At 41.5% G+C, this 12,482-nt stretch carries 14 protein-coding genes; 6 read left to right on the plus strand and 8 right to left on the minus strand.

Annotation, left to right across the window (positions count from 1 at the left end; translation table 11 throughout):
* The first annotated feature begins 317 nt into the window (after positions 1–317).
* Positions 318–1,193, plus strand: a complete 876-nt coding sequence (gene rpoS / locus OCU77_RS19095; RefSeq protein WP_048897892.1) for an RNA polymerase sigma factor RpoS — start codon at positions 318–320, stop codon at positions 1,191–1,193.
* Between the two features lie 139 nt (positions 1,194–1,332).
* Positions 1,333–1,881 (plus strand): DUF1439 domain-containing protein, encoded by a 549-nt coding sequence (locus OCU77_RS19100; RefSeq protein WP_048897893.1) that lies wholly within the window; start codon positions 1,333–1,335, stop codon positions 1,879–1,881.
* 92 nt (positions 1,882–1,973) lie between these two features.
* On the opposite strand, the gene OCU77_RS19105 is transcribed toward OCU77_RS19100, so the two are convergent.
* Together OCU77_RS19105 and chrA are read right to left on the minus strand one after the other, a co-directional pair.
* Positions 1,974–2,270 (minus strand): hypothetical protein, encoded by a 297-nt coding sequence (locus OCU77_RS19105; protein WP_048897894.1) that lies wholly within the window; start codon positions 2,268–2,270, stop codon positions 1,974–1,976.
* 184 nt (positions 2,271–2,454) lie between these two features.
* On the minus strand, positions 2,455–3,609 hold the full coding sequence (chrA, locus tag OCU77_RS19110) for a chromate efflux transporter (RefSeq protein WP_048897895.1): 1,155 nt from the start codon (positions 3,607–3,609) through the stop codon (positions 2,455–2,457).
* A 181-nt stretch (positions 3,610–3,790) separates the two neighbouring features.
* Here chrA and OCU77_RS19115 point away from each other — a divergent pair, with 181 nt between their 5' ends.
* Both OCU77_RS19115 and OCU77_RS19120 read left to right on the plus strand, forming a co-directional pair.
* Positions 3,791–4,717 carry a LysR family transcriptional regulator gene (locus OCU77_RS19115; RefSeq protein WP_048897896.1) on the plus strand — a complete coding sequence of 309 codons (927 nt, stop codon included), beginning with the start codon at positions 3,791–3,793 and terminating at the stop codon, positions 4,715–4,717.
* 144 nt (positions 4,718–4,861) lie between these two features.
* On the plus strand, positions 4,862–5,461 hold the full coding sequence (locus OCU77_RS19120; protein ID WP_053111769.1) for an OmpA family protein: 600 nt from the start codon (positions 4,862–4,864) through the stop codon (positions 5,459–5,461).
* Positions 5,462–5,536: 75 nt separating this feature from the next.
* On the opposite strand, the gene OCU77_RS19125 is transcribed toward OCU77_RS19120, so the two are convergent.
* Positions 5,537–6,646: a 1-acyl-sn-glycerol-3-phosphate acyltransferase gene (locus tag OCU77_RS19125; RefSeq protein WP_048897897.1), complete on the minus strand. Its 1,110-nt coding sequence runs from the start codon at positions 6,644–6,646 to the stop codon at positions 5,537–5,539.
* Between the two features lie 283 nt (positions 6,647–6,929).
* Here OCU77_RS19125 and OCU77_RS19130 point away from each other — a divergent pair, with 283 nt between their 5' ends.
* On the plus strand, positions 6,930–7,622 hold the full coding sequence (locus OCU77_RS19130) for a hypothetical protein (RefSeq protein WP_048897898.1): 693 nt from the start codon (positions 6,930–6,932) through the stop codon (positions 7,620–7,622).
* 134 nt (positions 7,623–7,756) lie between these two features.
* On the opposite strand, the gene OCU77_RS19135 is transcribed toward OCU77_RS19130, so the two are convergent.
* Together OCU77_RS19135 and OCU77_RS19140 are read right to left on the minus strand one after the other, a co-directional pair.
* Complete coding sequence (locus OCU77_RS19135; RefSeq protein WP_048897899.1) at positions 7,757–8,287, minus strand: hypothetical protein; 531 nt, start codon at positions 8,285–8,287, stop codon at positions 7,757–7,759.
* A 46-nt stretch (positions 8,288–8,333) separates the two neighbouring features.
* A complete protein-coding gene (locus OCU77_RS19140) occupies positions 8,334–8,858 on the minus strand; it encodes a nicotinate-nicotinamide nucleotide adenylyltransferase (protein WP_048897900.1) in 525 nt (174 codons plus the stop codon).
* Between the two features lie 171 nt (positions 8,859–9,029).
* On the opposite strand from OCU77_RS19140, the gene nadE reads away from it, so the two are divergent.
* Positions 9,030–9,860, plus strand: a complete 831-nt coding sequence (nadE, locus tag OCU77_RS19145) for an ammonia-dependent NAD(+) synthetase (protein ID WP_048897901.1) — start codon at positions 9,030–9,032, stop codon at positions 9,858–9,860.
* A gap of 174 nt (positions 9,861–10,034) precedes the next feature.
* On the opposite strand, the gene OCU77_RS19150 is transcribed toward nadE, so the two are convergent.
* The 3 genes from OCU77_RS19150 to OCU77_RS19160 all read right to left on the minus strand — a co-directional run bounded on the left by OCU77_RS19150 (position 10,035) and on the right by OCU77_RS19160 (position 12,344).
* The gene (locus OCU77_RS19150; RefSeq protein WP_048897902.1) at positions 10,035–10,550 is read right to left on the minus strand and encodes a bifunctional (p)ppGpp synthetase/guanosine-3',5'-bis(diphosphate) 3'-pyrophosphohydrolase; all 516 of its coding nucleotides are present in this window, start codon (positions 10,548–10,550) and stop codon (positions 10,035–10,037) included.
* Between the two features lie 319 nt (positions 10,551–10,869).
* Positions 10,870–11,064 carry a YoaH family protein gene (locus OCU77_RS19155; RefSeq protein ID WP_048897903.1) on the minus strand — a complete coding sequence of 65 codons (195 nt, stop codon included), beginning with the start codon at positions 11,062–11,064 and terminating at the stop codon, positions 10,870–10,872.
* 74 nt (positions 11,065–11,138) lie between these two features.
* Positions 11,139–12,344: an NnrS family protein gene (locus tag OCU77_RS19160; protein ID WP_239685881.1), complete on the minus strand. Its 1,206-nt coding sequence runs from the start codon at positions 12,342–12,344 to the stop codon at positions 11,139–11,141.
* Positions 12,345–12,482 lie beyond the last annotated feature (138 nt).

Consider the following 12,482-nt stretch of genomic DNA (forward strand, 5'->3'; position numbering starts at 1 on the left):
ATTTTCCCGCCATATGCTTATTCACAATATTGTTAAAAGTATGCAACGTCTCATTTCTAAGACTAAATTGAAGTTATTTCAGGTGAGAATAAATGGGAAAATATTGGCTCTGTGATTCCATAAAAACACCTTCCTTTATAAACAATAACTTACAGCCAATCAATAACGCTTCTCATACGACTAAAGTCTAATGTCATTAAGTCAAAATATCATAGTCACTTGGTGGTATATGCGATTTCTGTATGTTAGTGTGTATAAAAGTTGTTAATAAGTATACGCGGAAGTTACTTTTACCATTTGTTGTTAGGGGAATTGATATGGATATCAAAAATGACGAATCACAAGCATTTGATGCAGATGTAATTCACCTGTATTTAAAAGAAATTTCTCACAAACCACTACTTACTAAAGAAGAAGAAGTCTTGTATAGCCGAAAATGCCTAACTGGCGATAAAAGTGCTAAACAAGTCATGATCGAAAGTAACCTTCGTCTTGTGGTAAGTATCGCTAAAAAATACCGCGGCAGCGGTATGCTGCTGAGCGATTTGATTGATGAAGGTAACATTGGTTTAATTACCGCTGTTGATAAGTTCGACCCGGAACGCGGCTTTAGGTTTTCGACTTATGCGACATGGTGGATTAAACAAACGATCGAGCGTGCTATTCACAATCAAGCACGTACTATCCGCTTACCCGTGCATGTTTCAAAAGAAATTAATACGATTCTTCGCACGCACAAACAACTAATGCGCAACACAAGCCACGAGCCTAGCCAAGAAGAAGTCGCTGAAAAGTTAGAACGAAGTGTTGAAGATATCTCTGGTGTACTGGCTTTCGATGCGCCTGTTGTGTCAATTGATCAGGCAATCACAGATGATTCGAATTCACAAAGTATGTCAGCGTTTATTTCTGATAATGGTTCGATGAACCCAGATACAGCCGCAAACGAGCAAGACATTAACAAACTCGCTATTGCTATGCTTGAAAGTTTAAACATGCGTGATCGTGAAATTCTGTGTCGTCGTTTTGGCCTACTCGGCTATGAAGCACAAACATTACAACAAGTCGCAGATGAAGTTGGATTAACACGTGAACGTATTAGACAGCTTCAAGTTAGCTCTTTAAGTAAATTAAAAAATGCATTGCAGCGTGATAACTATAATTTAGAGCTTCTATTTGCTGAAAGTGCATAACCAAAACTAGCTAAACTGGTTATAAAAGCCTCTCGTGATCGATGATTACGAGAGGTTTTTTATTTGTCTCATACTTGCGATAGCTAAATTTGATAACATTAGTCGATAATTAAGTTTTAGAATTATCAATAAAATCACTATGCAAAAAATTATTCGTCAACTGCCTGTTGTTGTCGCGCTATTACTTTCTGGCTGCGCGAGTTACACGGTAACAGAGTCTGAGGTGCAATCTTACCTTGATAAGAACGCACAATTTGAAAGAACCGTTGGTATTAAAGGCATTGCGCATGCAAATGTAGCTTTTGATGATATTGCTGTCGGCATTGGCCGCGTTGCATCAGACAGAGTTAACCTTGACGCAAACGCTAAAGCGAATGTTGTAATAACGGGACAAAAACCTCAGGCTATCGATGTAACGATGAGCTTCAGCGCTGTACCATATTACGATAAAGAAGAAGGCGCAATATTTGTTAAGCACCTAGAGTTGGAAGACCTTCAGCTATCTCCGCCTGAGATCGGTATGTTTTTAACTAAACCTCTCGTCTCACCTATCGTTTCTTTAGTTGGCGAGCTTATATCGACGCGCCCTATTTATAGGTTAGATGAAAATGATTTTAAACAGTCTTTATTAAAATCAGCTAAGCCTGAGTTGCTGATCAAAGGAAATAAAATCGTTATCGATTTTTAGTATAAAAACGTATTGCTCTTAACTAACAATACTGGTGTATCACCAATGTGTGGATACATCAGTATTTGTTTAACTGCACAGCCCCAGCGGTGTTAGTCCGACTTTTTAGCCCTTTCTAAGAAATTGGTACCTGCAGCTTCGTCAATAATGTGCACGGCCCGCTCTGCTTCGAATGCTTTTTGCATTGCTTCTGCTGCATAGTCACGAACATTTTGGCTTTCTGTCGAAACGTAGAAAATAATAAATACAGCTAACAAAACAACATTTATGGCATGTGCAAAGTAAAGCTTATTTGTCATTTTTCTTTCTGAATCTTCAATCTCAGCACGAAGTAATTCAACAACGTCGTAATTCGTTAGGTTTTGTCGTGTTTTCCGAGGCAGTGTCATAGGCGTGAATTCGTTATTAGTTTCAACTAGATTAGCACTCTTTTCTGACACAATGCTTAACAGACTCTGCATTATTAATATGGTGTATGATAAAATTTTTGATGAACAGCATAAAAGTTATAGTGCGTTAGCTTACTTAAAATAAAGGTGCTGTTTGCACCTTTATTCAATAAAACACCCTGACTTAATGGATAGCGATGGTATAACCGCCAAGTAGAATAGCCAGCAACCAAACAGGGATATTTTTGTATTTAAGTAACGCATACCCTATGGTAACAGCGATTACATCTTGCCATGTAATAATGGCACTAGAAATCACAGGAGATACAAATGCACTTGCTAGTAAACCAACTACGCTTGCATTCACTAAAGTGATAGCAACTTTCAGTTTTGAGTGTGCAAAAATAGCTTCCCAAGTCGACAAAAAAGCAAATAGCAACAAAGCACCAGGTAAAAACACCGCAATTGTTGCAACAACGCTACCTATAACAGGTGATTGAGGTAAAACTATCGCCCCTAAATAACTGGCCATGGTAAACATAGGACCAGGAACAAGCTGCGCAGAAGCATAAGCCGCTAGGAAATCATCGCTTTGGATCATACCTTCTAGCATCGGCTGTAATAATGGAAGTACGACATGTCCCCCACCAAAAACAAAGCTACCAGCTTGATAGAAAATGTTGAATAACCCCAGCTCAGCGCTATATGAGCTAATTAGTGGCAAGCTCACAAGTAATACAAAGAAACTCGCTAATAAACCTTTATGAGGTATGATTTTAGGTGTCTTCATTTTGTCATTACTAGATGTATCACCATTTCTATAGCTAATTAAGATACCGACAAATGCTGCAACAAGGATTGGGATAATCTGACCAAGCAGCCCTGTTGAAAATGTTACCCAAGCACCGGTTAGGATCGCCGCGCCAATCGTTGCCGCTGACGTTAAGTTCTTTTTAGCCATTCCCCACACTGCATCAGCTACAACAATCACAGCTAACAATTTTGCAGCTTGAATGAAAACGCTCATCGCATCAGTGTTAATGGAATCAGCACTCGCCACTGCAAGGAATGTGAGTAAGGCAAACGATGGAAATGTGAATCCAGCAAATGCACTGGCTGCGCCAAGATAGCCCGCACGCTTGAAACCAATATACATACCTAGCTGGCTACTCGCGGGGCCCGGCAAAAACTGGCAAAGCGCGACAGCTTGGGTAAAATCATTCTCTGATAACCATTTTCTTTTGGTTACAAATTCTCGCTGAAAAAAGCCTATATGCGCCGCAGGCCCACCGAAACTAAATAAACCAAGTACAAAAAAGCGGATCAAAACTTCAAACATAACTCCTCCTGTAATGCATGAATTCTACTTTTTCGCATTAAATTAATGAAAACGTTTAAATTGATAGTTTCAATTAATACTATTAATTATTAGTCGCGATTGATCGGTGCATATACAAGGCTGATTAAGTTACTTTAAAATCAGTGGTATAATACCCCTTCGATGATAACGGTATTCCTTTATGCTAGAAAATCTCCAACAGATGGTTATCTTGGCAACAGTCGGCCATGAACAAAACTTTACCCGCGCAGCTGAAAGACTGGGCATCTCAAAATCTCAAGTCAGTAAACAAATTCGTTTTTTAGAAGAACGTCTAGGTTGCCAACTTGTTCAGCGAAGCACTCGCGCTGTTGCACTAACCGATATCGGCCTTCAATACGCCGAATACGGACAGCAACTCGTTGATACTGTTAATGAAGCTGAAGCTATGGTTGCGGGTTATCGTAATGAAATAAAGGGTGTATTACGTGTTGGGATAGCGCAATCATTTGGCAACATCCATATCACTGCGGCACTGGCTGAATTTCAAAAAGCTCACCCAGATCTTGAACTTGAAGTGAGTTTATTTGATCACCGACCTAACTTACTTGAAGAAGGGTTTGATTGTTGGGTTGCGATTCATGAGCACCCGCCAGAAGGCATGGTTGCGCGTAAACTGGCGGAATGTGAATTTGCCGTTGTTGCTTCTCCTGACTACATTGCGGAACACGGCGAACCTAGAACGCCGAGTGAACTACGTCGTCATAATTGCATTACCTACCAAAGTCGCGAACGCCAATATATTAACTGGGAATTTAGTCGTGATGGGGTTAACCAATCTGTCCCTGCTCGCGGTAATTACCGTATAGACAATGCACCCGCCGTACTCGACGCTGCAACTGCGGGTTTGGGGATCGCCTACTTGGCGACTTACCTCATCACAAATGAATTCGACACCAACAAATTGGTTCGCTTGTTGCCTGAGTGGAAAGCAAACGTCAATTTGCCTATCTACGCTGTTTATCCACGACGAAAATACCTCGCACCTAAAGTGCGCAGCTTTATCGATTTCATGGCTGACCGCATGTCTGTCTTCCCATATAGCAAGCCTAATCCGATATTAAGTTAAGCCTCTCATGCTGTTATGCGGCTACTTGTGTGGCCGCAATTGTTTTTTCGTTAAAAAGAATACCCAGCCTCTCAATATTGAAGTTGTGATCCTGTCACTTTCCGCTAAACCTTAAGGGTAACCCCTTCTGCTTTAGGTTTAGCAATGCGATATGTACATGGTATTCATTTTTTGATGCCTTATTGGCACGCAAATACTATCAAGGCTGCCATAACACGGTTCAGCGCTTTGTTCTTATGCCTAACGATCACCGCTTGTGTGAATGATGCCAGTAATGACGGCTTAGGGACAAACGCCAATAGAGATGTTACAGTGTCACGCTCAACCTCTCCATCTCCTGACGCTAAAGTTCTTTTGACAACCCTACCCGAACATCGCGATGTCATTTTATTTGATGTAAATAGCTACGATCTTACAACTCAAGCTCAACTTATTTTAGACCCTATAGCCATTAGATTAAGAAACTACCCAGACACTTACCTCGTTATCGTTGGGCATAGCGACGATGATGGCAGCGATGAAGATAATATCGTTTTGTCTTATGAAAGGGCTTTCAGCGTTGCTATCTATATAACAGCGGTATTTGGTATTGAAGAAGAAAGATTACAAATTATCGCAGCAGGAAAAGATGAGCCTGTAGTTACTGGGAAAGCTATTTTAGATAAACAACAAAACCGACGTGTTGAGGTGATTTCACCACAAGCGATAGTCCGAACACTGAGCCCGATCGCGGGAAAGAAATAGCATCCTTTGCTTTCAGAAATAAAAAGCGAGTGAATCACTTCACTCGCTTTCGTCTCTTATTCGATACTATATCCGTTAGCCTTGCTGCTTCTCCGCTGGGTAGGCATACATTTTTTTCAAAATATCAGCGACACCCGTGGATTGTGATGCAAGCTTATCTTCAAACATTTGGCGCTCTTGCGCGGTAACAGATTCATGTTCAATGTCAGCGGCAAGATAGTTCGCAGGGAACAATTTATAGTTCTGTGTGATTTGACGATCAATCTCTACAGCCAGATCTTCTGGTGTTTCAAATGAAGCACCAATCACATCACCAAAGCTAACATGAATACGGCGCTTTTCACCTACGATACCTTTGATAATACTATCGATATCTTCAAGTTCACCTTTTTCATAACTGCCTTTGGTACGAATTTGATCGAGTTCTTGCGCTTTCGCAATGTCACACGGATCATTCTCGTAAGAGATCGCAACAGGCACAATGTTCAATGAAGCCATAAACTCAGAGAAACTCTGTTTACGTTTACGCCCTTCCATATTGAACATTTTCAAGATAGCCGGTTCAGTTTTATCATTACCATCCTTCGCACGGCCTTCTTTCTGAGCGATCCAGATTGAATGACCCGTTTCGATAGAATCAGCAATGTAGCTCGACAATAGACCAAGTGCCTTCATCATTTCACGCGGTGCTTTAATTGATCGCTTAACAATAAAGCTCTTATTCAAGCGCATAAGTTCTGTTGCACAAGGTTTCTTGAGGAGGTTATCACCAATCGCAATGCGAACAGATTTGAAGCCTTGATTAAACAGACACCAGTTAACAATCGCGGGATCCATCGCAATATCACGGTGATTAGAAACAAATAAGTAAGCTTTGTTTTTATCTAGCTTTTCCAAACCACTGTGCGTGATTGCATCGCATGATTGCTCTAGCGTTGCCGCCATGTATTTAGCAACATGATTCTGAACATCTTCTACCGTGTTGATGTTAGACCATTTATTGACGAGGAAACGACGAATGATCGGACGCAGCAACCAACCAAAAATGCCCGATAACTGCGGAAAGCGGTAATTTAGAATAGCAGTGATGAACTCATCGTCATTCACTAGGCGCTCAATTGCACCGTTAACTTCGCTGTCGTTGTATGGGCGAATTTCTTTATAAATATCGTTAGTCGTATGCACAATTATGCTTCATTAATAATAAAAACTGGATTATTTTACGCAGAAAAAACTGCATTCATAGTGATGTGGCGTAATAAGCCACATGGTTGGAGGTCTTACCAGAGTAAATATTCTACTCTACGACCAATTTACAATCAGAATACCTCAAAATTCAGAACCATGTCAGCAAGGCTTTGCTTTTCCGTTACAAAAGTCACCAATTAATCTGTGTCTTCAACCAGATGTGTTGACGATCAAGCTAAAAGCTATCACTATGTGCGGGCTTTTTTGCAAGAGAATACGTATGAAACAAGCTATTGAGTTTACCCACCAGCAGCACCCTTATTTATCTGTTGGCCCACGCCGTAAAAGTATGACTTCTTATATGGTTGCTGTTACACAAGGTGCGGCACTAATCCGCCTTGGTAAAAACGAGCATTTGATCCCACAAGGACATGGTTTTTGGGTTCCATTCGACTGCTTACACGCCTTAACTATTTTGCCAGGTAGTGAAATTAAGCGTGTTGATATTTCAGCGCGTGTCACTCACCCAGTCTGCGGCGAAGCTGGCTTCTTTTCGCTCTCACCTCTTGTTTGCGCTTTACTTGCTGAGCTTGAAAATACCGCTCCCGAACAGCAAGTATGGGAAGGTCCATACGGGCGTCTACTTGGCGTGCTGAAAGATCAACTAGTAAATATTAAGGTTGATAGCAAAGCCCTTTGCCCTGAACTAAGTAAACATTACCAAGAATCACTTAAAATAGCCCTTAAAGGTGACAAGGTAACAGATCAGCCTGCTGCAAAAGTGATTTCAGAAAAACTGCATATCAATTTAGCAGAACTTGAAGTTACGCTACTTATGCGTGAAGCATTACGACTTGCGCGTTCTGGCCGTAAACCAGAAAAAATAGCGGAAGAACTCAGCGTAGAACTTAAATACTTAGAGACACTGTCTTTACCAATTCTAGGGAAGCCTCTCGCCGCTTTAAATGCGTAAGCCTCAGTAACCGTTATTGTGCTGTACGTATAAAAAAAGCGATGTGATGAACACAGGTTCAAACACATCGCTTTTTTAATGCCGCCGCGTAAGTGCGAAACTTACAGGTATGGCGAATTCAATCATGGCGAAGGTTACTGGAGCGGGATCTCTAACTGTAAAAAGACATCACTAGATTGGGTTTCATGCCAACGATAATCAAACCTAAAACGCAACGAGTCAGGATCTTCCCCACCTACACCAAACGACATCAATAATCCGTACTGTCGAATCAGATCCTGTATATCTTTGATATTCTTAATATCGACTTCTTCCTCTTTGTATTCGTCAGGCATCCAAAAACCTAATCCATAAAAAGTAGAAGCAGCACGCGCACTCATCACAGGGGAATCATCTTCAACTAACCCAGTCCAACCATCCCAAAACTCACCGTTAAATTCATGATCTTCTTGCCAGTTAGGCGAATCACTGTAGTTAAGTAGATCAGGATCAATAAGGTATTCAGGAAGAGTCACTAAGCTACAGCGGCGATCATGCAAGGTATCTTCGCTGGAAATAACAGATGCCGCTGAATAAGGGTTACAGGAGAGTGCAAAAGCGTCAGCAGAGATGAATAAAACACCGCTGATACCTAGTAACGTTAATTTGATCTTACATACACTCAAAACAATGCCTTATAAATCACTTGGGCTTACTTATCCAATACAAGGATCATCCAAACTTAAATCGAGGGTCTTCCATTAGCATAGTAGCTACTTTGGGTGTTGTTAGCTGTGAAACAGAGCAACTCCCTGCAAGTTTATCACGAATTAATGTGCTTCTTATCTTTAGCGTTTCAGGACAAGCAAGCACTTGCCATGACGCTGTTATCGCATCTGCCTTATAAAACTTATGAAAACTTGCCAAATTGTCTGGGCCAATCACAAAAGTTAACTCAGCGTCAGGGATCTGTTTTTGTAGCTCTGTTAATACTGCATACGTCGTGATCGCTTCATCACCAACCGCCATAGTCTCTTCGATACGGCATAGCTCAAGGTTTGCTTGCCCACTATCTTCAATAAAAGCAGACACCAGTTCACAACGCGCATCATAATCAAGCATCACCTTACCCCATGCATGGGCATAACTTGGTAATAGCAAAACTCGATCAAAACGTGATAGTCGCTTTAAAACAGACAGATGACCTAAACTGGGTGGATTAAAAGCACTCCCAAATACAGCAATAGATTGTGACATGCGTTTAAGCCTCTTATTTATGCGTTTCTGTAAATAAATGCCAGAATAGCATTGATCATCAGTTAGAGTTATCGCATGATTTTGCTAAAGCTTTAACGCATTTATTCACAATTGTAGCCATTTTGGATTCAAGTGAACACAATTTGGGCAAAGCCCGAGGAAGATGTAACGATGGAACAGCTAATTCGTGCAGAAATGCGCGTTCTACCAGAAATTGACGTGGATTTTGAAATTCAACGCCGTGTCGCTTTTATTAAAAACACGATGAAGCAATCAGGCTGTAAATCAATTGTATTAGGGATCAGTGGTGGCGTAGATTCTACAACCTGTGGCCGCTTAGCACAGCTGGCGGTTAATGAACTCAATGCCGAATCAAGCACGCAAGATCATCAGTTTATCGCAGTACGTCTTCCATATGGCGAGCAGAAAGATGAAGATGAAGCGCAAATCGCGTTATCTTTCATTCAGCCTTCACAATCTGTTAGCGTCAATATTAAAGATGGCGTAGATGGCGCACACGCAAGTACCCTACTCGCACTTGAAGGTACAGGGCTTATACCAAACGACTCCGCTAAAATTGATTTCGTTAAGGGCAATGTAAAAGCACGTGCCCGTATGATTGCACAATATGAAATCGCTGGCCTTGTTGGCGGTCTAGTCTTGGGGACAGACCACTCGGCTGAGAATATTACGGGCTTCTATACTAAGTTTGGTGATGGCGCCTGCGACCTTGCTCCTTTATTTGGCTTAAATAAACGTCAAGTACGTGCATTAGCGGCAAAGCTCGGTGCCCCAGAGCAGCTAGTTGTTAAAGTTCCAACAGCTGATCTTGAAGAATTAGCGCCTCAAAAAGCTGACGAAGATGCGCTGCAAGTTAGCTACGATCAAATTGATGACTTTTTAGAAGGGAAAGTGGTAGAAGCCCACGTTTCTGAGCGCCTAATCAGCATTTACAAAGCGACTCAGCACAAACGTAAGCCTATCCCTACGATTTACGATTAATCTACGAGCTTGCTATCCCCGTGACTATTTCATAAGGCTAGCGATACAGATACAAACATCACCCTGATGTTTACCAGCACATAAAAAAGATCAGGTTCTGGCCTGATCTTTTCTTTTTACGTTAATGACTTTATGACGCGCACTTTACGAAACAGATAAAAGACATCATGAACATTACTGTTCTGTCATAGGATCAATCAAATTATCCAGTTCCCACCAAATAGCTTCACATAATCCTTTGCGATACACAGCTTCTTTAAAAGATGCATGCTCTAATTTATACATATCGTAATGACGCTCTGAGGATGACTTGCTGGCTCTCACATTTGCAAGCCTGTCACACGCTTTAACGATCAGCGCCAATCTTGCTGATTCTTCATCAGCATCTAACGAAGCGAGTCGTTGGTTAATCATGGCTTTGCGTTTAGCGCGATCTTCTAACTTGCCATCAGTCATGTAATTCACAGCATCGGCAACAAGAAAGCCAAAATCTGATGCGAGTTCATCAACCGTTGTTTCTGTATCCTCCATCACATCATGAAGTTGTGCGATGATCATTGCATCTGTGCCAAAGGGTGTCGCTAAACGTGAAACCGCTTCTAAATGCACATAATAAGGAAGTTCACCATAATACTGCCCACTGTGCTTGCTCCTTGCTAAGGTCCGCGCTTTTAGATAACGATTATTCATTTCTTTTCACCTTCATACAAAATGGATGTCCGCTTTCCCATGGTGTTAACTCATTACTGGCTGCAATAGAATCTTGAATAAGAAACAGGCATTAGCCTTAATTACAGTATTAGTATATTTGAACTTAACAGGGTTGCTGATTCTCGGTTTTTTGTATGAGATTTGACGCACAATTTGGATAAAAAAACGGCACCTCCATTAGAAGGTGCCGTTCTCTCGAATCATTCATAAACCAGCGTTTCGTATCATGAGCTAACTTAAGCTTCTCGCCTTACGAATCCAGCGCTTTGTTTATTCCTAATTACTTATTCTGAGTCACTTATTCAGAGTCAAAGTCTTCTGCTAACTCTTGCTCAGATTTTTGTTGCGCTTTAGCACGCGCTGCAGATTCACGGATTTCATTGGCGATTGTCTGAATAGCTTCACCACTGCTCATACCGTTTGCCATTAGCTCGTGAATACGTTCTGCGGCAATTTGTTGTTCTGCGTGAGTCAGTGTAGTTGAATTAAACATGATAATAATGCGCCTGATATCTTGAAAGGAGCGACATTCTATAGCCAATTGGCGATGGTGTCACTCCTCTCGTTTTAACCTGGACGACCATCCAAGCGAGGTTTAGTTAAAATAGGGAAATACACTATCGTAAAAATACCAAATGCGACGGCCCATAAGATGGCTGAAATAATGTATCCATTAAGGGTCATTGCAGGTAGCAGCATAACCACCAACGTTCTGACAAGCACGCAAGCAATCATGATAGCAAACGCGGCGATAACAATACGCCCGACCTTTAGGTTACGTCCCGTATGCCCTAATGACACTCGCGCCATCATCGCTAGGATCATACCGCCCATTCCACCTACAGTAATGAAATGCAATGCGCTACTATAACCCACAGGGCCACCAGCATAATGAACGCCTAATAATAACATTCCAACGATCATTGCGGCATAGGCAAAATGCAATGACCACAGTAATGGCACCTTACAAGTACTAAATGTACGCCAGCGAGCAAAACGAACTAAATTACTGATACCCGTGATCAGGAATAAAGCTGGTAGCGAATACTGATTAATCGCTTCAGGAACAGGCAGCAATACGTTAAGCAGCAATAACCAACTAGGAATCAGTGCCAACCATTCAATTTTCTCAGGACGCGTGATTTGCGCTGTATCTGTACCGCGCCATGTAAAGAATGGAATCACACGTCCACCAACCACCAGCACAATCACTGAAATAACAGTAACCAATGCCAATGTTAATTGGTGCTGATCAAATTGTGCAAAACCTAAACTATTAAGGTGCATAGCCGCGTTAATAAGCGTCAGCAAAATCAGTAAAGGTGTAAAAAACAAATTATTCCATTGGCGACGCTCAATGATTGGTTTGGCCAAAAAGTAAGCTGCAAGCGGGATCCAACTGAGATCGATGATCATCCAGATAACATGAGGTTGTCCAAATAACAAACCTACGCGTGCTATTAACCACAAGCCAAAGATAGCAGCCAACTTTTTGCCTCTGACACCTGGGTTACCGGTCCAATTTTGAACGGCCGTCAGCAAAAAGCCGATAATAACGGCCCCAGTAAAACCGATCAGCATTTCATGGCTATGCCACCATACAGGGTTACCGTACATGAGCTGATGATTGCCCAGTAAACCTGCCCAGAATAAAGCCCAAACCACCATAGCGATAACTGAAAAGGCACTGGCAGCTAGAAAAAAGGGACGGAAAGCAAGACGGAACAGCGGCATGATTTTCTGTTCTTTCTCGTTATCAAGGATTTGCATCATGGTGATTACTCAACTTTAAAGATGCATTAATAATACACCTTTAAAGTTATAAGTAAAATACATCTTTATGATTAGACGATATGATCAGTACAGATTATGAGCGGTCAAGGCGACTACACAGGGGTTTGAGTGATGGAC

The organism is Photobacterium swingsii (genome assembly GCF_024346715.1).
Classification (GTDB): Bacteria; Pseudomonadota; Gammaproteobacteria; order Enterobacterales; family Vibrionaceae; genus Photobacterium; species Photobacterium swingsii.